The organism is Enterobacter cloacae complex sp. P27C, from assembly GCF_014895705.1.
Taxonomy (GTDB): domain Bacteria; phylum Pseudomonadota; class Gammaproteobacteria; order Enterobacterales; family Enterobacteriaceae; genus Enterobacter; species Enterobacter bugandensis.
Map to the genome: position 1 here is coordinate 211,143 of NZ_JADBQB010000006.1, position 23,699 is coordinate 234,841.

Below are 23,699 nucleotides of genomic sequence, written 5' to 3' on the forward strand. Positions count from 1 at the left end.
AGAGAAATCGGTGGACATCGAAACTGCAAATGCCCTTACTACCTTCACAACCCGCTATTGCGACGCGTGGCATGAAAAGCACGGAACATGGCCGCAAAGCGCTGATTTATATGGCGTGCCGTCGCCGTGCATTATCTCTTCGCAGGATGACTATGTTATCTGGCAGCCGAAGCCCAATACCGCTGAGCAAAATGTAAATGCGGTTGAACGGGCTATGGACCTTGTGGTACAACCAGCGGTTCACGCGTTTTATGCCACGCAGTTTGCAGGGGATATGCCCGCGCGCTTGGGTGATTTGACGCTGACGCTGTTGCAGACCTGGAGCGAAGACGATCTGCAGCGTGTTCAGGAAAACCTGATTGGTCATCTGGTCACGCAAAAACGCCTTAAGCTTTCTCCGACGCTCTTTATTGCCACGCTGGACAGCGAACTGGATGTGATATCCGTCTGCAACCTGTCCGGGGAAGTGATTAAAGAGACCATCGGTACCCGCAATCGCGAAACGCTCGCCCCCTCTCTTGCGGATTTCCTTACCCGTCTTGAGCCACTTCTGTAATCCATGATGCTACGACGCGTGTGAGAGATCTCTTACAAGGTTTGTGAGAGATCGCTGGATCATTCAGTATTGCCTTATTTAATTCAGATTAATATCACTCTGTTTTTCAAAGAATTAGTTGTTCATCGCATCTTTTTTAGGGATTTCTTACGGCTTACAGTGCTGCAAGGGTGGGTTGTAAGACGAAGCGGAATAGCGGATTCTATCTCCGTCGACAGGACGCCGATACGAGAAACGAACATCAGGATGATGGCGTTTCTTACTCAGGACACGTCAGGATGGCGCTGCAGGAAGGCTTCAGGATGAAGCAAAAGGATAACGCAGGACGCGTAAGGGACACCTCCAGGAAGGAGAACGAGAACCGAACAGGATGGTCGGTGGGTCAGGAAGGCCAGGACGTTTCAGGATGAAACAAACACGTCAGGAAGATGTGTGCAGGATGCAAAAGGTATAAGGATGACCAGGCCTTCGGGCATCAGGAAAAGTTGTCACGGAAGAGCAGGGAGCACGAATTGTAGCTGGAATGCTGCGAAACGAACCGGGAGCACTGTTTTTACAGTGCTCCCTTTTTTATTTCTGTCTTCCGCAATGCTATGCTGCGCGCCGTTCACTTTTTCAGTTGAGGTTACTATGACGCAACACGATAGCGTTCGTGCTCAGTTGCACGCCATCGAAGCCCTTTTGCGCCAGCATCAGCTGTGGCAGGAGACCGCGCCGAATCCGGAAGCGTTTGCCAGTACCCAGCCATTCTGCCTGGATACGCTGGCACCGTTCGAGTGGCTCCAGTGGGTATTAATTCCGCGCATGCACGCGCTGCTGGAAGGCGGCCACCCTTTGCCGCAGGCGTTCGCCGTTTCTCCCTACTATGAAATGGCGCTTGAGGCGACGCACCCTGCGCGCGATGTGATGCTGGTTGAGCTGGAAAAACTGGACGCCCTGTTTGCCGGTGAAGAGGCATGACGCTGGAAATCCTCTATCAGGACGAGTGGCTGGTGGCGGTGAATAAACCGTCTGGCTGGCTGGTGCACCGCAGCTGGCTGGATCGCGACGAGAAAGTGGTGGTGATGCAAACCGTGCGCGACCAGATTGGTCAGCATGTGTTTACCGCGCACCGCCTCGACAGACCGACTTCCGGCGTGCTGCTGATGGGGCTTTCCAGCGAGGCGGGCCGCCTGCTGGCGCAGCAGTTCGAACAGCACCAGATCCAGAAGCGCTACCACGCGATCGTTCGTGGCTGGCTGACCGAATCCGCCACGCTGGACTATCCGCTGGTGGAGGAGCTGGACAAAATCGCCGATAAATTTGCCCGCGATGACAAAGGCCCGCAGCCCGCGGTGACGGATTATCGCGGCATGGCGACAACGGAAATGCCGGTAGCAACCAGCAAATTCCCCACCACGCGCTACAGCCTGGTTGAGCTTTTGCCCAAAACCGGACGCAAGCACCAGCTTCGACGTCATCTTGCGCACCTGCGCCACCCGATTATTGGCGACAGCAAGCACGGCGATCTGCGCCAGAACCGCAGCGCGGCAGAGCATTTTGGCTGTAACAGACTGATGCTGCATGCCAGCGAGCTTAGCCTGACTCACCCGTTTACCGGTGAACCACTGATTATTCGTGCCGGGCTGGACGACGTCTGGATGCAGGCGCTGTCACAGTTTGGCTGGCGGGGACAACTCCCCGAAAATGAAAGGGTTGAGTTTGTATCAGGCAACGTTCAGGATGAACGGTAAGCGCAATAATTACGGGAGCAAAGCATGGCTGAAGTAGGCATTTTTGTCGGCACAATGTACGGCAACTCGCTGTTGGTAGCGGAAGAGGCTGAGGCGATTTTGACAAGCCAGGGCCATAAAGCCACGGTCTATGAAGACCCGGAACTGGCGGACTGGGAAAAGTATAAAGATAAATACATTCTGGTAGTGACCTCCACCACCGGTCAGGGCGATCTCCCGGACAGCATCGTGCCGCTGTTCCAGGGCATTAAAGACCGGCTTGGCTACCAGCCGGACGTTCACTACGGCATTATTGCCCTCGGCGATAGCTCTTACGCCAACTTCTGCGGCGGCGGCAAGCAGTTCGATGCGCTTCTTCAGGAACAGAGCGCCCAGCGCGTCGGCGAGATGCTGCTGATTGATGCCGGTGAGCATCCTGAACCCGAAAGCGAGTCGAACCCGTGGGTTGAACACTGGGCAACGCTTCTTAAATAGTTTCGTAGGCCGGGTAAGGCGTAGCCGCCACCCGGCAACAAAGCCGCATCAAATCCTCAATTCCGTGAAGTATCTTCCACTGCTTTGGGCTTATGCCTCAAACCACGTTCCCCACACTCCTCAATGTTGTGTTTCTGCACGGTGAGCGAACCTGTCACTCCTTCATATACTTTTCCGGTCACAATAAAACGGCTTCAGGCCGTACTAAAACGACAAAACTTATCTCATTCTGATTACCCTACCGGTGCTGTACAGAATGAACAGGCGAAAGCTATGTTTCAGGAGTGCAACAATGAGTACATTAAGCCACGCAGCGAGCAGCGCTGAAAAGCGCACTAACGCCCGCTACTGGATAGTGGTGATGCTGTTTATCGTCACGTCCTTTAACTATGGTGACCGCGCCACGCTGTCGATTGCCGGCTCGGAAATGGCAAAAGACATCGGCCTTGATCCGGTGGGCATGGGTTACGTTTTCTCTGCATTCTCGTGGGCCTACGTCATCGGCCAAATTCCTGGCGGCTGGCTGCTGGACCGTTTTGGCTCTAAACGCGTCTATTTCTGGTCCATCTTTATCTGGTCTGCTTTTACCCTTTTGCAGGGTTTCGTCGATATCTTCAGCGGCTTTGGCATTATCGTGGCGCTCTTTACGCTGCGCTTTCTGGTAGGCCTGGCGGAAGCCCCTTCCTTCCCGGGCAACAGCCGCATTGTCGCGGCCTGGTTTCCTGCGCAGGAGAGGGGAACAGCGGTGGCAATTTTTAACTCCGCCCAGTATTTCGCAACGGTGATCTTTGCGCCCATTATGGGCTGGCTGACGCATGAGGTGGGCTGGTCGCACGTCTTCTTCTTTATGGGCGGGCTTGGGATCGTCATCAGCTTTATTTGGCTGAAAGTGATCCACGAACCGAATCAGCACCCTGGCGTGAACAAGAAGGAGCTGGAATACATTGCTGAGGGCGGGGCGCTGATCAATATGGATCAGAAATCTGACAAAGCAAAAGTCCCCTTCAGCCAGAAATGGGCGCAGATCAAGCAGCTCGTCGGCTCGCGCATGATGATCGGTATCTATCTCGGCCAGTACTGTATCAACGCTTTAACCTACTTCTTTATCACTTGGTTCCCGGTTTATCTGGTGCAGGCGCGCGGCATGTCGATCCTCAAAGCGGGGTTTGTTGCCTCGGTCCCGGCAATCTGCGGCTTCATCGGCGGCGTGCTTGGCGGGGTCATTTCCGACTGGCTGATGCGCCGCACGGGTTCGCTGAACATCGCGCGTAAAACGCCGATTGTGCTCGGCATGCTGCTTTCCATGACCATGGTGTTCTGTAACTACGTCAGTGCCGAGTGGATGATTATCGGCTTTATGGCGATGGCCTTCTTCGGCAAAGGGATTGGCGCGCTGGGCTGGGCGGTGATGGCGGATACGGCACCGAAAGAGATCAGCGGCCTGAGCGGCGGTCTGTTCAATATGTTCGGCAACGTTTCCGGGATTGTCACGCCTATCGCTATCGGCTACATCGTCGGCACCACGGGGTCTTTCAACGGCGCGCTGATCTACGTTGGTGTGCATGCCCTGGTGGCGGTGCTGAGTTACCTGGTGCTGGTGGGCGATATTAAACGCGTCGAACTTAAACCTGTCGTGGAGCGCGGATGATGACAACACAATCAAGCCCTATCGTCACGGAAATGAAAGTTATCCCGGTGGCCGGTCAGGACAGCATGCTGCTCAATATTGGCGGCGCGCATAACGCATGGTTTACCCGCAATATCGTGGTGTTGACCGATAGTGCAGGCAATACCGGGGTAGGTGAAGCCCCCGGCGGGGAAGTGATCTACCAGACCCTGGTAGAGGCTATTCCACAGGTCGTGGGTCAGGAAGTGGCTCGTCTGAACAAGGTGGTTCAGCGGGTGCATAAGGGCAATCAGTCGGCGGACTTTGATACCTTCGGCAAGGGCGCGTGGACGTTTGAACTGCGCGTCAATGCGGTCGCCGCCCTGGAAGCGGCGCTGCTGGATTTACTCGGTAAAGCCCTTAACGTTCCGGTCTGCGAACTGCTGGGGCCGGGCAAACAGCGCGATGCGGTCACCGTGCTGGGCTATCTGTTCTACGTTGGCGATCGCAATAAAACCGATCTCCCCTATCTGGCTCGTTCACCGGGTGACCACGACTGGTATCAGCTGCGCCATCAGGAAGCGCTCTCCAGCGAGACGGTTGTGCGCCTGGCTGAAGCTGCGCAGGATCGCTACGGCTTTAAGGATTTCAAGCTGAAAGGCGGCGTGCTGCCCGGCGAGCAGGAGATTGAAACGGCCCGGGCGCTGAAAAAACGCTTCCCGGAGGCGCGCATCACCGTTGACCCGAACGGCGCCTGGCTGCTGGATGAGGCGATTAGCCTGTGTAAAGGTCTCGGTGACGTGCTGACCTACGCGGAAGACCCGTGCGGCGCGGAGCAGGGCTTCTCTGGCCGCGAGGTGATGGCGGAATTCCGCCGCGCAACCGGGCTGCCGGTTGCGACCAATATGATCGCCACCAACTGGCGCGAAATGGGCCACGCGGTGATGCTGAACGCCGTCGACATTCCGCTGGCAGATCCGCACTTCTGGACGCTCTCCGGCGCGGTGCGCGTGGCGCAGCTGTGCGATGACTGGGGCCTGACCTGGGGCTGCCACTCCAACAACCATTTCGATATCTCGCTGGCAATGTTTACCCACGTTGGCGCGGCGGCGCCGGGTAACCCGACCGCCATCGACACCCACTGGATTTGGCAGGAAGGCGAAGCTCGCCTGACGAAAAATCCGCTGGAGATCAAAAACGGTAAAATTGCCGTACCCGATGCGCCGGGGCTGGGCGTGGAGCTTGACTGGGATCAGGTTCATCAAGCCCATGAGGCGTATAAAAAGCTACCAGGCGGCGCGCGTAACGACGCGGGCCCGATGCAGTACCTTATCCCCGGTTGGACATTTGACCGTAAGCGCCCTGTTTTTGGACGTCACTAATAAAAGGATTACACGATGAGTACTTTTACGACCCCTGTCGTCACCTCCATGCAAATTATTCCGGTCGCAGGTCATGACAGCATGCTGATGAACCTGAGCGGGGCGCATGCGCCGTTCTTCACGCGCAATATTGTCATTATCAAAGACAATGCCGGCCATACCGGCGTGGGTGAAATTCCGGGCGGGGAGAAGATCCGCAAAACGCTGGAGGATGCCATTCCGCTGGTGGTGGGCAAAACGCTGGGTGAGTACAAAAATGTCCTCAACACCGTGCGCAATACCTTTGCCGATCGCGATGCCGGCGGCCGCGGTCTGCAAACCTTCGATTTGCGCACCACTATCCACGTGGTGACCGGCATTGAAGCCGCGATGCTGGATCTGCTGGGCCAGCACCTGGGCGTTAACGTCGCGTCGCTGCTGGGCGAGGGCCAGCAGCGCAGTGAAGTGGAGATGCTCGGCTATCTGTTCTTTGTCGGCGACCGCAAGCTGACGCCGCTGCCGTATCAGAGCCAGCCGGATGATCAATGCGACTGGTACCGCGTTCGTCACGAAGAAGCGATGACCCCGGATGCGGTGGTGCGGCTGGCAGAAGCCGCGTATGAAAAATATGGCTTCAATGATTTCAAACTGAAAGGCGGCGTGCTGGCGGGGGAAGAGGAGGCGGAAGCCATTACCGCGCTGGCAAAACGTTTCCCGCAGGCGCGCGTGACGCTGGATCCGAACGGCGCGTGGTCGCTTGATGAAGCGATCGATATTGGCAAGCAGCTGAAAGGCGTGCTGGCGTACGCGGAAGATCCGTGCGGGGCTGAGCAAGGCTTTTCGGGCCGCGAAGTCATGGCGGAATTCCGTCGCGCTACGGGGCTACCGACCGCGACCAATATGATCGCTACCGACTGGCGTCAGATGGGGCACACGCTCTCTCTGCAATCGGTGGATATCCCGCTGGCGGACCCGCACTTCTGGACAATGCAGGGCTCGGTGCGCGTGGCGCAGATGTGCCACGAGTTTGGCCTGACCTGGGGCTCGCACTCCAACAACCATTTTGACGTGTCGCTGGCGATGTTTACCCACGTCGCCGCCGCCGCGCCGGGCACCATTACTGCTATCGATACGCACTGGATCTGGCAGGAGGGTAATCAGCGCCTCACCAAAGAGCCGTTTGAGATCAAAGGTGGCATGGTGCAGGTGCCGTCCACGCCGGGGTTGGGGGTTGAAATGGATATGGATCAGGTAATGAAAGCACACGAACTGTATCAAAAACACGGTCTGGGCGCGCGCGACGACGCGATGGCGATGCAGTACCTGATCCCTGACTGGACATTCGACAATAAACGTCCGTGCATGGTACGATAAACGCATTGGGACCGCTCCCACGAGCGGTTTCCTACGTGGTGTATGCTTAACGTAACGACTATGCGTAAGGATGGCTTATGAAAATTGTTATCGCACCGGACTCGTATAAGGAAAGTTTGAGTGCGCTTGAGGTTGCGACAGCGATCGAGCGCGGTTTTCGCGAGATTTTCCCTGAGGCGGAGTACGTCAAACTGCCGGTCGCTGATGGCGGTGAAGGTACGGTTGAGGCGATGATCGCAGCAACCCGGGGACGCATTGTGCACGTTCCGGTGACCGGTCCGCTGGGCGAGCGCGTGGACGGGTTTTATGGGATATCCGGTGACGAGCAGAGCGCCTTTATTGAAATGGCGGCGGCAAGCGGTCTGGAACTGGTAGCCCCTTCACTGCGTGACCCTCTGAAAACGACCTCCTGGGGCACGGGGGAACTTATCCGCCACGCGCTGGATGCGGGCGTTAAGCATATCATCATCGGTATCGGCGGCAGCGCCACCAATGACGGCGGCGCCGGGATGGTGCAGGCGCTGGGGGCGAAGCTGCTGGACGACAATGAACAGCCGCTGGGGCAGGGCGGGGGCGAGCTCGATAAGCTTGCGCGGATCGACCTGAGCGGTCTCGACCAGCGTCTGGCGGAGTGCCGGATAGAAGTCGCCTGCGATGTGACGAATCCGCTCACCGGTAAGGATGGCGCGTCAGCGGTATTTGGCCCGCAAAAGGGCGCCACACCCGAGATGATCGTCACCCTGGACAACGCGCTTGCGCACTATGCGAGAGTCATTGCCCGGGATCTGGACATTGATGTGCTCAACCTTGCTGGCGGCGGCGCGGCGGGTGGCATGGGCGCGGCGCTGTACGCTTTTTGTGGCGCGCAGTTGCGCCAGGGCATTGAGATTGTGACCGATGCGCTACACCTGGCCGACCAGGTGGCCGATGCGGATCTGGTGATCACCGGGGAAGGCCGCATCGACAGCCAGACGATCCACGGCAAAGTGCCGGTAGGGGTGGCGAAAGTGGCGAAACGCTTTAATAAGCCCGTTATCGGCATTGCAGGCAGCCTGACGGCGGATGTTGGCGTGGTACACGATCACGGCTTAGACGCGGTGTTTAGCGTGATCTACACCATCTGCTCGCTGGAGGACGCGCTGGAAAATGCCAGCGCGAATGTACAGATGGCCGCAAGGAATATCGCGGCGGTGCTGAAAGTAGGGCAGGCATTTTAACTGTGATTGCCGGGTGGTGGCTTCGCCTTACCCGGCCTACGTTAGCGCACCTGTAGGCCCGGTAAGCGTAGCGCCACCGGGCTTTTCCCTCAGCTCCCCAACACCTTCATCGCTTCCCGCGTCACGTTATCCATCTCATCCAGCAGTTCCAGGAACTCCGGTTCAAGCTCCGATTCCGGCGTACCCGCGCGCAGCTGCTGCTCCAGCAGCTGGCAGAGGTTTTTCAGACGCGGTACGCCGCTGTAGCCGCAGCTGCCATGCAGCTTGTGGATCGCTTCCAGCAGCTCTTCCGGGTTCTCGCCCACCAGCTGTTCTTCAACCTTATTACGGATCTCCGGCAGAAACGCGACCAGCATTTGCAGCATCTCTCGTGCTAAATCGGGTTTCCCTGCCGCCTGGCGCAGCGCCAGCTGCCAGTCAAAGGTCGCATTTTGATTAACGCTTACCTCAACCGGCTCGCTGAAAACCGTATATGTTCCGCCAATGTGCCCCGGCTTATAGCGTAACAGCAGGTTATGAAGCTTCTCTTCGTCGATAGGTTTCGCCAGGTAATCATTCATCCCGGCGCTCAGCAGCTTCTCTTTCTGACCGGCCATCGCATGCGCGGTGACCGCAATCACCGGGGTTTGCTGCTGATGCGGGAGCTGGTGGATCAGCTCGCAGGCACGAATGCCATCCATGCCCGGCATCTGAATATCCATCAGAATTAAGTCGAACTGCATCTGTTTAGCCAGTTCAACCGCCTGGGCGCCGCTGGTACACAGCTCAATATGCTGAACCTGGTCTTCCAGCAATACGCCGATTAGCTTCAGGTTTGCCGGATTATCATCCACCGCCATCACGCTCATGGGCAGTTTTTGCTCGTCGTTAATCAACGGCAGTGCGTGCTGGCTAAGACGGCAATACTCCGTAAGGGCGGGCAGCAGGCGGGTCGCGGTGAGTGGTTTAAGCAGGCACGCGGCCGCACCGTCGTTTTTCAACTCTTCCGCATTAAGCTGAGCGTGGCAGGGGAGCGCCAGCAGCAGATAGTCGGTCATCGACGCGGCTTTCGCCAGCCGCTCCTGCTGCATGGTCAGCTCGCCGGTGAAGGTCACCGGGATCCCCATCAGCAAAATGTCGTAATGATCAATGGCCAGGGCTGAGAAGGTTGGACTGTAAACCACCTCCAGCGGCGTGGTGCTTAAAATATCCAGCGCGCACTGCGCCGCTGCCGCGTTAGGCTCGACGTAGGCCAGGCGCTTACCTTTCAGACAGTCCGTCACCGGGCCGTCGGTCAGCACGTTCGGATTGAGGTCGAGGTTAATATGGAACCAGAAGGTTGAGCCGCGGTTTGGCTGGCTGTGGAAAGAGATATCGCCGCCCATCTCGTTTACCAGCCTCTGCGTGATCACCAGCCCCAGTCCGGTACCGCCATGGCGGCGGGAGATGCTGGCGTCTGCCTGGCGGAAGGCCTGGAACAGACGCGACTGATCCCGCTCCGGAATGCCGATACCGGTATCGCGGATTTGAACCTCAATCTGCACCTTGTTATTACTGATGGCGCGTTTTTCTACCAGGATGTCGATGTTGCCGCTTTCGGTGAATTTAATCGCATTCCCGACAAGATTGGTAATGACCTGCTGCAGGCGCAGCGGATCGCCAATAACGTTGTCCGGCACGTCGTTTTTAATATTGAGCGTTAGCTCAAGGCCCTTGTCGTGCGACGAGTGCGCGAGCAGCGTCACGACTTCATCGAGCGTGCTGCGCAGCGGGAACGGGATGCTCTCCAGAATCAGTTTACCCGCCTCCAGCTTGGAGAAGTCCAGCACGTCGTTAATGATCGCCAGCAGGTTATTGGCCGAACGTTCAATGGTGTGCAGGTGATCCCGCTGAGTAGGATTCAGCTCGCTTTTCAGAGTTAGGCGGGTAAAGCCGATCACGCCATTGAGCGGCGTACGCAGCTCGTGCGACATATTGGCCAGAAACTCAGACTTAATACGCGCCGCTTCCTGAGCGCGCTTTTTCGCCAGATCCAGCTCAACGTTCTGAATCTCCATCTGCTCCAGCGTTTCGCGCAGATCAGAGGTGGCCTGGTCAACGTTATGCTGCATCTCTTCGTGATAGGCCGCCAGCGACATCGCCATCGAGTTAATGCCGTTTTTCAGCATATCCAGCTCGCCCAGCATAAACCCTTCCACGCGGCTGTCGAGCTGTCCCCGGCGGATGCGGTCAACGGTATTAACCATGTTGCGGATGGGGCCCGTGACGTCACGCATCAGACGCCAGCCGAAGATCAGCGCGATACCAATGCAGAACAGCATCATCACGCCGGAGATAAAAATTTCTTTGTACTGCTGCAGCCGTACCGACTTGAGATCCAGCTCAAGCGCTACATATCCCAGCATGTTATTGCTGGATTTGGCATCGGATTGCGCAGACTCATCGGGTGAATAGCTTTCCGACACGATCGGCGTGCGCAGGATCATGATATCGCCGCGCCGCAGTACTGTGAGGTGGCGCGGGAAGGGCGTTCCGTCCGGGATTTTCAGGGCCGCCGGATCGAGATGAAAGTTTGAGGTGACAAACAGGCGGTTATGTTCGTCGTAGACGGAAATGGCACGGACGATATCCGAGTGGCGACGATGAAGCACGCTGATTAATTGCCCAATGGATTCGCGGTTTTGCAGGTTCATGCCGTACTCGCTGGAGACGGCAAGCGGTTCGATAATGCTGGCGCCCGCGTCCTCCAGCTGTCGCTGCAAATCGTTATAGCGGTGCACCACAAAGAAGATACTCAGCAGCAAACCGATGAGAACGGTGGGGGCGAGGATCAAAATCATCATGCGCGCGCGCAGGCTGTAGTTGGTCATGGCGTTCCGTTATGGGACAATTAAGATAATTATGTTTATGTGAGAAAAATCTCGGCGATGGCGCAATTCTACTCTGCAAAGCGACGCGTGACGACGCGTCAAATCATTACTGTTGAAGCCACGGACCTTGATCCGTTTGGTCAGGGAGTGGCTCGTCACAACGGTAAGACTCTGTTTATAACAGGTTTGCTGCCAGGAGAACGAGCAGAAATTACGCTGACGGAAGACAAGCGTCAGTACGCGCGCGGACAGGTGAAGCGTCGCCTCAACGCGAGCCCGGAGCGCGTGGAGCCCCGCTGTCCCCATTTTGGCGTGTGCGGAGGCTGCCAGCAACAGCATGCGAGCACAGAATTACAGCAAAAAAGTAAAAGCCGCGCGCTGGCGCGCCTCCTTAAACACGAAGTTGACGAGGTTATCGCCGATGAGCCCTGGGGCTATCGCCGCCGCGCGCGCCTGAGCCTGAGCTATCAGCCCAAAACGGAGCGGCTGGAGATGGGTTTTCGCAAAGCGGCCTCCAGCGATATTGTTGACGTGAAGCGGTGCCCCATTTTGGTGCCCCATCTTGAGGCGTTACTTCCGGACGTGCACCGCTGTCTTGCATCGCTCGACGGGGTGCGTTCATTGGGCCACGTTGAACTGGTGCTGGCGAACAACGGCCCGCTGATGGTGCTGCGCCATACCGTGCCGCTGTCGAAAAAAGATCGCGAAAAACTGGAACGCTTTTCGCATTCTCATGAGCTTGCGCTTTTCCTCGCGCCGCAAAGCGAGATACTTGAACAGGTATCGGGCGAAGCTCCCTGGTATGCGTCAGACGGGCTACGCTTAACGTTCAGTCCGCGTGATTTTATCCAGGTCAACGACGGCATAAACCAGCAAATGGTGGCGAAGGCCCTGGAATGGCTTGACGTACAGCCCACTGACCGTGTGCTCGATCTGTTCTGCGGCATGGGTAACTTTACCCTGCCGCTGGCGCGCAGAGCGGCAAGCGTGGTCGGGGTGGAAGGCGTTGAGGCGCTGGTGGTCAAAGGCCAGGAAAACGCAGAGCAGAACGGCTTGCAAAATGTGACATTCTTTCATCAAAATCTTGAGGAAGATGTCACTCAACAGCCGTGGGCAAAGCAGGGTTTCGACAAAATCCTGCTCGACCCGGCGCGTGCAGGCGCCCCAGGCGTCATGGCGCATATTATTAAACTCGCGCCCAGGCGTGTGGTCTATGTTTCCTGTAACCCGGCAACGCTTGCCCGTGACAGTGAGGCGTTAAACAGCGCGGGTTACCAGATTCGGCGTCTGGCAATGCTGGACATGTTCCCGCACACTGGACATCTGGAATCGATGGCGTTGTTCGAGCACATCTAATTTGTTTGGCTTGTCGACTTCGACAGGCCCTGGTCCCTAAAGGAGAGGACAATGGTTGCGGTAAGAAGTGCACATCTCAATAAAGCTGGGGAGTTTGACCCACAAAAATGGATCGCAAGTCTGGGAATTTCCAGCCAGCAGTCGTGTGAACGCTTAACCGAAACCTGGGCCTACTGTCTGCGCACCACGCAGGGACACCCGGATGCCGATCTGCTCTTGTGGCGCGGTGTGGAGATGGTTGAAATCTTGTCCATGCTGAACATGGACATCGAAACGCTGCAGGCCGCGCTGCTCTTCCCCCTCGCGGATGCGGATGTGGTCAGCGAAGATGTGCTGCGCGACAGCGTCGGCAAATCCGTCGTTGCGCTGATCCACGGCGTGCGCGATATGGCGGCCATTCGCCAGCTAAAAGCCGCGCATACCGATTCCGTCTCCTCTGAGCAGGTTGATAACGTCCGCCGGATGCTGCTGGCCATGGTGGATGATTTTCGCTGCGTGGTCATCAAGCTGGCCGAGCGTATTGCCCATCTGCGTGAAGTGAAAGATGCGCCGGAAGACGAGCGCGTGCTGGCCGCCAAAGAGTGTACGAACATCTATGCGCCGCTGGCGAACCGCTTAGGTATTGGTCAGCTGAAATGGGAGCTGGAAGATTACTGCTTCCGCTATCTGCATCCGGCAGAATACAAGCGCATTGCCAAACTCCTGCATGAGCGCCGTATCGATCGTGAGCACTACATCGACGAGTTTGTCAGCGGGCTGCGCCAGGCCATGAAAGAAGAGAATGTGCGTGCCGAAGTTTACGGTCGGCCTAAGCACATCTACAGCATCTGGCGCAAAATGCAGAAGAAACACCTCGCCTTTGACGAGCTGTTTGACGTGCGCGCCGTGCGTATCGTGGCGGAGCGTCTGCAGGACTGCTACGCCGCGCTGGGGATAGTACATACTCACTTCCGCCACCTGCCGGATGAATTTGACGACTATGTCGCGAACCCAAAACCGAACGGCTACCAGTCCATTCATACCGTGGTGCTTGGCCCCGGCGGCAAAACGGTCGAGATTCAAATCCGCACCAAACAGATGCACGAAGACGCCGAGCTGGGCGTAGCCGCGCACTGGAAGTACAAAGAGGGCACTTCTGGCGGGGCACGCTCCGGCCACGAAGACCGCATCGCCTGGCTGCGCAAGCTGATTGCGTGGCAGGAGGAGATGGCCGACTCCGGCGAAATGCTCGACGAGGTGCGCAGCCAGGTCTTTGATGACCGTGTCTACGTCTTTACCCCGAAAGGGGACGTTGTCGACCTGCCGGCTGGCTCCACGCCGCTCGATTTTGCCTACCACATCCACAGCGACGTGGGGCACCGCTGCATCGGGGCGAAGATCGGCGGACGTATCGTGCCGTTTACCTATCAGCTGCAGATGGGCGACCAGATTGAAATCATTACCCAGAAGCAGCCAAACCCGAGCCGCGACTGGCTTAACCCGAACCTCGGTTACGTCACCACCAGCCGCGGGCGCTCCAAAATTCACGCCTGGTTCCGCAAGCAGGATCGTGACAAAAACATTCTTGCCGGTCGCCAGATCCTTGACGACGAGCTGGAGCATATCGGGATCAGCCTGAAAGAAGCAGAGAAATTCCTGCTGCCGCGCTACAACTTCAACGAGCTGGACGAGCTGCTGGCGGCGATTGGCGGCGGTGATATCCGTCTGAATCAGATGGTCAACTTCCTGCAGGCCCAGTTCAACAAGCCTAGCGCGGAAGAGCAGGACGCGGCGGCGCTGAAGCAGCTGCAGCAGAAAACCTATGCCCCGCAGCAGCGCAGCAAAGACAACGGCCGCGTGGTGGTCGAGGGCGTGGGCAACCTGATGCACCACATTGCCCGCTGCTGCCAGCCGATTCCGGGGGACGATATCGTCGGCTTTATCACCCAGGGGCGCGGGATCTCGATCCACCGCTCCGACTGCGACCAGCTTGCCGAACTGCAGTCCCACGCGCCGGAGCGTATCGTGGAAGCGGTCTGGGGGGAGAGCTACTCCGCCGGCTACTCGCTGGTGGTGCGCGTCACTGCCAACGATCGCAGCGGGCTGCTGCGCGACATCACCACCATTCTCGCCAACGAGAAGGTCAACGTGCTGGGCGTTGCCAGCCGCAGCGATACCCGCGAGCAGCTTGCCACCATCGATATGACTATCGAAATCTACAACCTGCAGGTGCTCGGCCGCGTGCTGGGCAAACTGAACCAGGTGCCGGATGTGATTGACGCGCGTCGTCTGCACGGCGGCTAAACATCCTCTTCCGTAGGCCGGGTAAGGCAACGCCGCCACCCGGCATTTTTCATCAGGACAGAACTATGACTCAAATCGACCGCCTGCTCGGCATCATGAAACGCCTGCGCGACCCGGAAAACGGCTGCCCGTGGGACAAGGAGCAGACTTTCGCGACCATCGCACCTTATACCCTCGAAGAGACCTATGAGGTGCTGGACGCCATTTCACGTGAGGATTTCGATGACCTGCGCGGTGAACTCGGCGACCTGCTGTTCCAGGTAGTGTTCTACGCCCAGATGGCGCAGGAGGAAGGGCGCTTTAACTTTGACGATATCTGTGCCGCTATCAGCGACAAGCTGGAGCGCCGCCATCCGCATATCTTTGGCGATGCCACCGCAGGAAACAGCGCAGAGGTGCTGGCCCGCTGGGAGCAGATTAAAAGCGCCGAGCGCGCTGAAAAGTCCCAACACTCTGCGCTGGACGACATCCCGCTGAGCCTGCCCGCGCTGATGCGCGCCCACAAAATTCAAAAGCGCTGCTCGGCGGTAGGATTTGACTGGGATTCCCTGGGACCCGTGCTGGATAAAGTGCATGAAGAGATCGACGAAGTGATGCATGAAGCGCAGCAGGCGGTGGTCGATGAAGCAAAGCTTGAGGAAGAGATGGGCGACCTGCTGTTCGCCACCGTCAATCTTTCTCGCCATCTAGGGGTAAAAGCGGAAACCGCGCTGCAAAAAGCCAACCTGAAATTCGAACGACGCTTTCGTGAAGTCGAGCGGATTGTGGCCTCGCGCGGCCTGGAAATGACCGGAATTGACCTCGACGCGATGGAAGAAGTCTGGCAGGAAGTAAAACGCCAGGAATCTGATCTCTAACGGAATTTTGCGATCAAGCGCAATTTGTGTGATTTTTTAAATGACAAGCGCTTGATTTGCGTCAAAAACATTTACCCAAAAGGGGCTATTTTCTCACTCCTTATGTTTGTCATGGCCTGGAATGGAGACGGAGAATGAAAGTTTGTGGCGCTCGCCGTGTTCGGGTATACTACTTTCCCGTCCTGGTTATTCCATCGTTTCACCCTAACTTCTCAGGTTCAGCATGACAACGAACTATATTTTTGTGACCGGCGGGGTCGTATCCTCTCTGGGTAAAGGCATTGCCGCAGCCTCCCTCGCAGCCATTCTTGAAGCCCGTGGCCTCAATGTGACCATGATGAAACTGGATCCGTACATCAACGTCGATCCTGGCACCATGAGCCCAACCCAACACGGGGAAGTGTTCGTTACTGAAGACGGCGCTGAAACCGATCTGGATCTTGGCCACTACGAGCGTTTCATTCGTACCAAAATGACCCGTCGTAACAACTTTACGACTGGCCGCATCTACTCTGACGTTCTGCGTAAAGAGCGCCGCGGTGACTACCTGGGCGCGACCGTGCAGGTTATCCCACACATCACTAACGCCATCAAAGAGCGTGTACTTGCCGGTGGCGAAGGGCATGACGTTGTGCTGGTTGAAATTGGCGGTACCGTGGGTGATATCGAATCACTGCCGTTCCTCGAAGCGATTCGTCAGCTGGCGGTAGACATTGGTCGTGAACACGCGCTGTTCATGCACCTGACGCTGGTGCCTTACATGGCGGCGGCAGGTGAAGTGAAAACCAAACCGACTCAGCACTCCGTTAAAGAACTGCTCTCCATCGGTATTCAGCCTGACATCCTGGTTTGCCGTTCCGATCGTGCCATTCCAGCGAACGAACGTGCGAAAATTGCATTGTTCTGTAACGTGCCTGAAAAAGCCGTTATTTCAATGAAAGATGTCGATTCCATTTATAAAATCCCGGGCCTGTTGAAATCACAGGGTCTGGACGATTATATTTGTAAACGATTCAGCTTGAACTGTCCGGAAGCTAACCTGTCTGAATGGGAACAGGTTATTTATGAAGAAGCGAACCCGGCAGGCGAAGTGACTATCGGTATGGTCGGCAAGTACATCGAACTGCCGGACGCCTATAAGTCCGTTATCGAAGCGCTGAAGCACGGTGGTCTGAAGAACCGCGTCTCCGTGAACATCAAGCTGATTGATTCGCAGGATGTTGAAACACGTGGCGTTGAAATTCTGAAAGATCTGGATGCTATCCTCATCCCTGGCGGCTTCGGCTACCGTGGTGTTGAAGGCAAGATCGCCACTGCACGCTATGCGCGTGAAAACAATATTCCATACCTCGGCATCTGCCTGGGTATGCAGGTTGCGCTGATCGAATTTGCGCGCAACGTAGCGGGAATGGAAAACGCGAACTCTACGGAATTTGTGCCAGACTGTAAGTACCCTGTCGTGGCGCTGATTACGGAATGGCGCGACGAAGACGGTAACGTCGAAGTCCGTACCGAGAAGAGCGATCTGGGTGGCACTATGCGTCTTGGCGCGCAGGCCTGCCAGCTGTCCGACGATAGCGTGGTTCGCAAGCTGTACGGCGAGCCGGTCATCACCGAGCGCCATCGTCACCGCTATGAAGTCAACAATATGTTGTTGAAACAAATTGAAGCCGCGGGCCTGCGTGTTGCGGGTCGCTCCGGGGACGATCAGTTAGTCGAGATCATCGAGGTGCCAAACCATCCGTGGTTTGTTGCCTGCCAGTTCCACCCGGAATTTACTTCAACGCCGCGTGATGGACATCCGCTGTTTGCAGGCTTCGTGAAAGCCGCCAGCGAGTACCAGAAGCGTCAGGCGAAGTAAAAAAGTTAGAACGGCAACGCGTACCAACGGTACGCGTTGTTTGTCTGGAGTTTTAGTTTAACTTGTACTGAGGAAAATCTAATGTCCAAAATCGTTAAAGTCATCGGTCGTGAAATCATCGACTCCCGTGGTAACCCGACCGTTGAAGCCGAAGTTCATCTGGAAGGTGGTTTCGTCGGTATGGCAGCTGCTCCATCAGGTGCTTCTACGGGTTCCCGTGAAGCGCTGGAACTGCGTGATGGCGACAAATCCCGTTTCATGGGCAAAGGCGTACTGAAAGCGGTTGGCGCTGTTAACGGTCCTATTGCTCAGGCTATCGTTGGCAAAGATGCCAAAGATCAGGCTGGCATCGACAAGATCATGATCGATCTGGACGGTACTGAAAACAAATCTAACTTCGGTGCGAACGCAATCCTGGCCGTTTCCCTGGCGAACGCCAAAGCAGCAGCCGCTGCTAAAGGTATGCCACTTTTCGAGCACATCGCTGAACTGAACGGCACCCCAGGCAAATACTCTATGCCTGTACCAATGATGAACATCATCAACGGTGGTGAGCACGCAGACAACAACGTTGATATTCAGGAATTCATGATTCAGCCAGTTGGCGCGAAAACCCTGAAAGAAGCGGTTCGTATGGGTTCTGAAGTGTTCCACAACCTGGCTAAAGTTCTGAAAGCTAAAGGTATGAACACTGCTGTTGGTGACGAAGGTGGCTACGCGCCAAACCTGGGTTCTAACGCAGAAGCACTGGCTGTTATCGCTGAAGCGGTTAAAGCAGCAGGCTACGAGCTGGGCAAAGACATCACCCTGGCGATGGACTGTGCAGCATCTGAATTCTACAAAGACGGTAAATACGTTCTGGCTGGCGAAGGCAACAAAGCGTTCACCTCCGAAGAGTTCACTCACTTCCTGGAAGATCTGACCAAACAGTACCCGATCGTTTCTATCGAAGACGGTCTGGACGAGTCTGACTGGGATGGTTTCGCATACCAGACCAAAGTACTGGGCGACAAAATCCAGCTGGTTGGTGACGATCTGTTCGTAACCAACACCAAGATCCTGAAAGAAGGCATCGAGAAAGGCATCGTTAACTCCATCCTGATCAAATTCAACCAGATCGGTTCTCTGACCGAAACGCTGGCTGCGATCAAAATGGCGAAAGACGCTGGCTACACCGCTGTTATCTCTCACCGTTCTGGCGAAACTGAAGACGCGACCATTGCCGACCTGGCTGTTGGTACCGCTGCTGGCCAGATCAAAACCGGTTCTATGAGCCGTTCTGACCGTGTTGCTAAATACAACCAGCTGATTCGTATCGAAGAAGCGCTGGGTGAAAAAGCACCTTACAACGGTCGTAAAGAGATCAAAGGTCAGGCATAATTGCTTAAGCCTTAACATGAAAATGCCAGTCGAATGACTGGCATTTTTTTTGATTATTTAAAATCGACCGCCATCTGCTCGGGAATGGTCAGTCCCCGGGTGGTTTGCACGCAGCGGGCGATATAATCCGTAAAACGAGGTGGCTTCGGCATCCCCATGCTGAGCAGCTTATCGTTGCTGAAGCGCACGTTCAGCGTGGCAAAGGCACCGTATAAGCGCATCGCTCTCAGCATCAGACGTTCGTTGCACGGACCAAAAATGGTTTTCAGTTCACGGCGCATTTTGACCAGCGTTTCGTAGCTGACCTGCGCGTACTTATCGCCAACGGGCGCTTTCTCCAGCGCCTGCGCCATTGCCCGATCGATATCCGCAAAGCGAACGCTGTTCTCTTCCCCGGCTGAAATGTGTACCACTTCCCCCGGACGCGCGTTGCTGCTCAGCAGCATTAACATTGCGTCGGCGCAATAATCTACCGGGACAACGTCGATCCGGTCTTCCATCGAGCACATAAACTTCTGCAGCATCAGGCCCATGCTGAAGACCCAAAAGATACTGCTCGACGGCGTGCAGCCGTGGCGGGTATGGCCGACGACGATGGACGGACGGGCGATGAGCAGCGGCAGGTTAGGACATTCCTGGCGCATCAGCTGTTCGATGGTTGACTTCGAATACGTATATTCCACCAGGTGCTCAGCGTTTTCTCTGAATTCCGCACTTTCGGCGACCAGCGAATCCTGCTCCGGCGTGCATGACATTGCGGTGCCTACATGCAGGAAACGCTGCAGCCCTGCGACCTGCTCCATGCGGCGCGCCAGCGCTAGCGTACCCTCTACGTTCACCTTCCAGATCAGCGGGTTATTGCCAAAAGACGCAACTGCCGCGCAGTTAACGACATGCGTAACCTGGTCCAGACGGGGATCGTTCAGAAAGGCTTCCGGCTGGCTGAGGTCGCCGATGAGGATATTATCCACGCTCAGGGAGGCCAGTTTCTCCTCAGAAATGTTGAACTTACGCATGTTCTCCTGCACGCGCGCCAGCCCGCTTTGCGGATCGCCGGCACGGGCAAGCAAAAGGAGTTTTACGGATTGATCGCTGGTCAGGATTTTTTCAAGTACTGCACCGCCCAGAAACCCGGTCACGCCTGTAATTAATAACATCTTCATTATTACCGTCTCATTATGATTGATGAGGCGGATTGTAGGCGCGCAAAAGTAAACGGCGTTTAAATAATAAAACGTCGGGACCGACAGCGTCTTAAGCTTATTTTAAGGAAAGGAAATCAGGTGAAAATATTGGACATTGCAGAAAGCGTAAAAATTCAATTTATTCATGTTTTTATTTTAACTTGATGATTTTAATCTGTTTTTGTCTCTTGGGTGGCGAGATGGAAATAATTCAAACTGTAATAAACAAAATAATTTGTTACACCAAACATTTATCATATAAATGAATTGAGCCCTGCTTAAGTAAAATTGAGCAAAATAAAACGCAGGCTATTTTATTTAGCCTGCGAATGGTTTTCAGAGCAGAAGAGGAAGCGTGGCGCTGGCCGTTTGCTGGCTGACGTCAGCGTAATGACCATCCAGCGCAATCATGGATGTCGTAAGTAATTCGACCAGCAGCATCACCCCAACTTTGGCATTGAGCGCGCCCGCGCTAAGAGGGCCTTCTGGCTTGGCGGCCACCAGCAGCATATCGCTAAGAGACGCCAGCGGGCTGCGGGGCGTGTTGCTGAGCGCCAGAACCTTCACCCCGCGCTTGCGGGCAAGTTTCACCACGTGAAGTAAATCTCGCGTTGAACCGGAGCTGGAGATCGCCACCACCAGCGTCTCTGCCGAAAGCGTGGTCGCATTCATGGCTGCGCGGTGCATATCGCTAAACAGCTGTGCGGATTTACCCAGCCTTAATAACTTGTAATGCAGATACTCCCCGAGGATCGCGCTGGCCGCGACGCCATAAATCTGCACGGACTGCGCCTGATGCAGCGCCAGTGCGGCTTTTTCAAGCAGCGCGCGGTCGAGGAGTCTCGCGGTATCCTGCAAAGCCTGCACCGATTCATCCACCACGCTGTCAATCTCATCCCCCGCCTGACGCGCGGGCTGGCCCTGCTGAATATCCAGCGCCAGCGCCATTTTGAATTCGTTATACCCCTTGCACCCCAGCGTCCGGCAAAGACGCGTCACGCTGGCCTCGCTGGTGTGGCTCTCTCGCGCCAGTTCGGTGATGGTCAGGTAGAGCACCCGGGCAGGGTCGCTGAGGACAAACTCACCGAGTTTTTGTTGCGTTGGGCTGTACCCGGAAGCCTCCTGGCGGAGCTTCAGCAGCAGGTTTTCATGGTCCGACATGCCACGTCCTTAATGTGTTTCACTGCGACTAGTGTGGCGGAAAGCGGGGGAAAGATGCCAGTCATTTTAAAAAAGTATGATCGGCCTCCTGGTTTGTGATGATAATTTTCACTATGAAATATTTATATGGTAAAAATTTTCATCTTTTAATGGGGGGATGAAAAAATGATGCAAATATTCAGTGGCGCTTCGTCGGGTGGATGGTTTGAAAAAGCGCAGCGCTTTGGCAAATCCTTTATGTTGCCTATCGCCGTATTGCCCGCGGCGGGTCTGCTGCTCGGTATCGGCGGGGCGTTATCGAACCCTAATACGCTGGCGGCCTATCCGTTTTTAGATGTGGGCTGGCTGCAGGCCATTTTCACCATTATGAGCAGTGCGGGTTCGATTGTGTTTGCGAACCTCTCGGTGCTGTTTGCGGTTGGGGTGGCCGTCGGGCTGGCAAAAAACGATAAGGGCACGGCGGGACTGGCAGCGCTACTCGCGTTTCTGGTGATGAATGCCACCATCAAAGCGCTGCTGATCCTCACAGGCAAACTGGCGCACGAGAACCCGGGCGCTGTAGGGCAGGGCATGACGCTGGGTATTCAGACGCTGGAAACCGGGGTGTTTGGCGGCGTGGTGATTGGTCTCGTGACCTGCGCGCTGCATCATCGGTTTAATAAGATAGCGCTTCCGCAGTTCTTGGGCTTTTTTGGCGGCTCGCGCTTTGTCCCGATTATCAGCTCGCTGGCGGCAATACTCGTTGGCGCGATCATGACCGTGGTCTGGCCGCATTTCCAGAAGCTTATTTTTGGTCTGGGCGGGCTGGTGGATGCCACCGGTTATCTTGGCACGCTGCTGTACGGCTTTATTTTGCGCATGCTTGGCCCGTTTGGTCTGCACCACATCTTCTATCTGCCGTTCTGGACCACCGCGCTCGGCGGCAGCGAGATCGTCAACGGCCACCTGGTTGAGGGCACGCAGCGGATCTTCTTCGCTCAGCTCGCCGACCCGAACACGCAGCATTTCTATGAAGGCACGTCACGCTTCATGTCCGGGCGCTTTATCACGATGATGTTTGGCCTGCTCGGCGCGTGTCTGGCGATGTACCACACGGCGAAACCGGAGAACAAAAAGCGCGTTGCCGGGCTGCTGCTCTCCGCGGCGTTAACCTCATTCCTGACGGGAATTACCGAGCCCATCGAGTTCTCCTTCCTGTTCATTGCCCCGGTGCTCTACGTCATTCACGCGCTGTTTGACGGGCTGGCGTTTATGCTCGCGCACATGCTGCACATCACCATCGGGCAGACCTTCTCCGGTGGTTTTATTGACTTCGTGCTGTTCGGCATTTTGCAGGGGGAGGCCAAAACCAACTGGATGTTCGTTCCGCTGGTCGGCGTGCCGTGGTTCTTCCTCTACTACTTCACTTTCCGCTACCTGATTAACCGCTTTGATTTCGCCACGCCGGGCCGTGAAAAGGAGGCGATGGTTGATGACGTCAGCCTGCCGCAAAGCGAGCGCGCTGCGGCGGTGATCGCCGGGTTAGGCGGAAAAGACAATCTGGAAGAGGTGGACTGCTGCGCCACGCGGCTTCGCGTGACGGTCAAAGACGGCAGCAAAGTGAATGACGCGGCGCTGAAAGCCACCGGCGCGCGCGGCGTTATCGTGCGCGGTAACGGTGTACAGGTCATTTATGGCCCGCACGTCACGATTATCAAAAACGAAGTGGAAGAGATCTTATCGTAATGAAAAATGTACTGGATAACCTGAAGGGAAAACTGGTCGTCTCCTGTCAGGCGCTGGAAAACGAACCGCTGCACAGCCCGTTTATCATGTCGCGAATGGCGCTGGCGGCGGCACAGGGCGGAGCCTTCGCCATTCGCGCCAACAGCGTGGTGGATATCGAGGCCATTAAGCAGCAGGTGTCTTTACCGGTTATCGGCATCATCAAACGGGACTATCCAGGGAGCGAAGTATTTATCACCGCTACGATGAAAGAGGTGGATGAGCTCATGGCCGTCTCTCCGGAAATCATTGCCCTTGATGCGACGGCGCGGGAACGTCCTGGCGGTGAATCCCTGGAAACACTGGTCACGGCCATCCGCTCACGTTACCCCTCGGTACTGCTGATGGCTGATATTTCCACCGTAGACGAAGCCGTGACGGCGCAGACGCTTGGCTTTGACTGCGTTGGCACCACGCTGTACGGCTATACGGCGGAAACGGCAGGCCATACGCTTCCGGAGAATGACAGTGCGTTCCTGAAAGCGGTGCTGGCGGCCGTGACGGTCCCCGTGGTTGCCGAAGGCAACGTGGATACGCCCGAGCGCGCGGCCCGGTGTCTGGCGCTGGGCGCGCATACGGTCGTTGTCGGCGGGGCGATCACCCGCCCACAGCAAATTACCGCGCGCTTTATGGCGGCGATTAGCGCGCAAAGCACCGATGGAGCATGACCATCCGACGGGGAT

General features: G+C 56.2%; 18 protein-coding genes. 15 read left to right on the top strand and 3 right to left on the bottom strand.

Features of this window, described 5'->3' with window-relative positions:
* Window positions 1–10 precede the first annotated feature (10 nt).
* The 8 genes from syd to IM291_RS14300 all read left to right on the top strand — a co-directional run bounded on the left by syd (window position 11) and on the right by IM291_RS14300 (window position 8,321).
* Window positions 11–556 (top strand): SecY-interacting protein, encoded by a 546-nt coding sequence (gene syd / locus IM291_RS14265; RefSeq protein WP_028014266.1) that lies wholly within the window; start codon window positions 11–13, stop codon window positions 554–556.
* Between the two features lie 630 nt (window positions 557–1,186).
* Window positions 1,187–1,516, top strand: a complete 330-nt coding sequence (locus IM291_RS14270) for a YqcC family protein (protein WP_028014265.1) — start codon at window positions 1,187–1,189, stop codon at window positions 1,514–1,516.
* Window positions 1,513–2,289: a tRNA pseudouridine(65) synthase TruC gene (truC, locus tag IM291_RS14275; protein WP_028014264.1), complete on the top strand. Its 777-nt coding sequence runs from the start codon at window positions 1,513–1,515 to the stop codon at window positions 2,287–2,289. Before IM291_RS14270 ends, truC begins: the two co-directional genes overlap by 4 nt.
* 24 nt (window positions 2,290–2,313) lie before the next feature.
* Window positions 2,314–2,763, top strand: coding sequence for a flavodoxin (locus tag IM291_RS14280; RefSeq protein ID WP_028014263.1), 450 nt, complete (start codon window positions 2,314–2,316; stop codon window positions 2,761–2,763).
* A 292-nt stretch (window positions 2,764–3,055) separates the two neighbouring features.
* Window positions 3,056–4,411, top strand: a complete 1,356-nt coding sequence (gudP, locus tag IM291_RS14285) for a galactarate/glucarate/glycerate transporter GudP (protein ID WP_041908405.1) — start codon at window positions 3,056–3,058, stop codon at window positions 4,409–4,411.
* Window positions 4,411–5,751, top strand: coding sequence for an enolase C-terminal domain-like protein (locus IM291_RS14290; protein ID WP_063155170.1), 1,341 nt, complete (start codon window positions 4,411–4,413; stop codon window positions 5,749–5,751). The genes gudP and IM291_RS14290 overlap by 1 nt, the downstream gene beginning before the upstream one ends.
* A 15-nt stretch (window positions 5,752–5,766) precedes the next feature.
* Window positions 5,767–7,104 (top strand): glucarate dehydratase, encoded by a 1,338-nt coding sequence (gudD, locus tag IM291_RS14295; RefSeq protein ID WP_192987135.1) that lies wholly within the window; start codon window positions 5,767–5,769, stop codon window positions 7,102–7,104.
* Between the two features lie 77 nt (window positions 7,105–7,181).
* Complete coding sequence (locus tag IM291_RS14300; protein ID WP_028014259.1) at window positions 7,182–8,321, top strand: glycerate kinase; 1,140 nt, start codon at window positions 7,182–7,184, stop codon at window positions 8,319–8,321.
* An 89-nt stretch (window positions 8,322–8,410) separates the two neighbouring features.
* Here the strand turns inward: IM291_RS14300 and barA are convergent, their stop codons facing one another.
* On the bottom strand, window positions 8,411–11,170 hold the full coding sequence (barA, locus tag IM291_RS14305) for a two-component sensor histidine kinase BarA (protein ID WP_192987137.1): 2,760 nt from the start codon (window positions 11,168–11,170) through the stop codon (window positions 8,411–8,413).
* Window positions 11,171–11,227: 57 nt separating this feature from the next.
* Here barA and rlmD point away from each other — a divergent pair, with 57 nt between their 5' ends.
* From rlmD to eno, 5 genes are all read left to right on the top strand, one after another.
* On the top strand, window positions 11,228–12,526 hold the full coding sequence (gene rlmD, locus IM291_RS14310; RefSeq protein WP_028014257.1) for a 23S rRNA (uracil(1939)-C(5))-methyltransferase RlmD: 1,299 nt from the start codon (window positions 11,228–11,230) through the stop codon (window positions 12,524–12,526).
* Window positions 12,527–12,577: 51 nt separating this feature from the next.
* A complete protein-coding gene (gene relA, locus IM291_RS14315) occupies window positions 12,578–14,809 on the top strand; it encodes a GTP diphosphokinase (RefSeq protein ID WP_028014256.1) in 2,232 nt (743 codons plus the stop codon).
* 65 nt (window positions 14,810–14,874) lie between these two features.
* Complete coding sequence (mazG, locus tag IM291_RS14320; RefSeq protein WP_045261274.1) at window positions 14,875–15,666, top strand: nucleoside triphosphate pyrophosphohydrolase; 792 nt, start codon at window positions 14,875–14,877, stop codon at window positions 15,664–15,666.
* Window positions 15,667–15,889: 223 nt separating this feature from the next.
* Window positions 15,890–17,527, top strand: coding sequence for a glutamine hydrolyzing CTP synthase (gene pyrG, locus IM291_RS14325; RefSeq protein ID WP_028014254.1), 1,638 nt, complete (start codon window positions 15,890–15,892; stop codon window positions 17,525–17,527).
* A gap of 81 nt (window positions 17,528–17,608) precedes the next feature.
* Window positions 17,609–18,907, top strand: coding sequence for a phosphopyruvate hydratase (eno, locus tag IM291_RS14330; RefSeq protein ID WP_006811784.1), 1,299 nt, complete (start codon window positions 17,609–17,611; stop codon window positions 18,905–18,907).
* A 53-nt stretch (window positions 18,908–18,960) separates the two neighbouring features.
* Here eno and IM291_RS14335 read toward each other — a convergent pair whose 3' ends face one another.
* On the bottom strand, window positions 18,961–20,070 hold the full coding sequence (locus tag IM291_RS14335; protein ID WP_041908416.1) for an SDR family oxidoreductase: 1,110 nt from the start codon (window positions 20,068–20,070) through the stop codon (window positions 18,961–18,963).
* Window positions 20,071–20,427: 357 nt separating this feature from the next.
* Window positions 20,428–21,252 carry a MurR/RpiR family transcriptional regulator gene (locus tag IM291_RS14340; protein WP_028014252.1) on the bottom strand — a complete coding sequence of 275 codons (825 nt, stop codon included), beginning with the start codon at window positions 21,250–21,252 and terminating at the stop codon, window positions 20,428–20,430.
* Window positions 21,253–21,417: 165 nt separating this feature from the next.
* Between IM291_RS14340 and IM291_RS14345 the strand changes: the two genes are divergently transcribed.
* Together IM291_RS14345 and IM291_RS14350 are read left to right on the top strand one after the other, a co-directional pair.
* Entirely contained in the window at window positions 21,418–22,977 is a 1,560-nt protein-coding gene (locus IM291_RS14345; RefSeq protein WP_192987139.1) for a maltose/glucose-specific PTS transporter subunit IIC, read from the top strand.
* The gene (locus tag IM291_RS14350) at window positions 22,977–23,684 is read left to right on the top strand and encodes an N-acetylmannosamine-6-phosphate 2-epimerase (protein WP_048998529.1); all 708 of its coding nucleotides are present in this window, start codon (window positions 22,977–22,979) and stop codon (window positions 23,682–23,684) included. The genes IM291_RS14345 and IM291_RS14350 overlap by 1 nt, the downstream gene beginning before the upstream one ends.
* Window positions 23,685–23,699 lie beyond the last annotated feature (15 nt).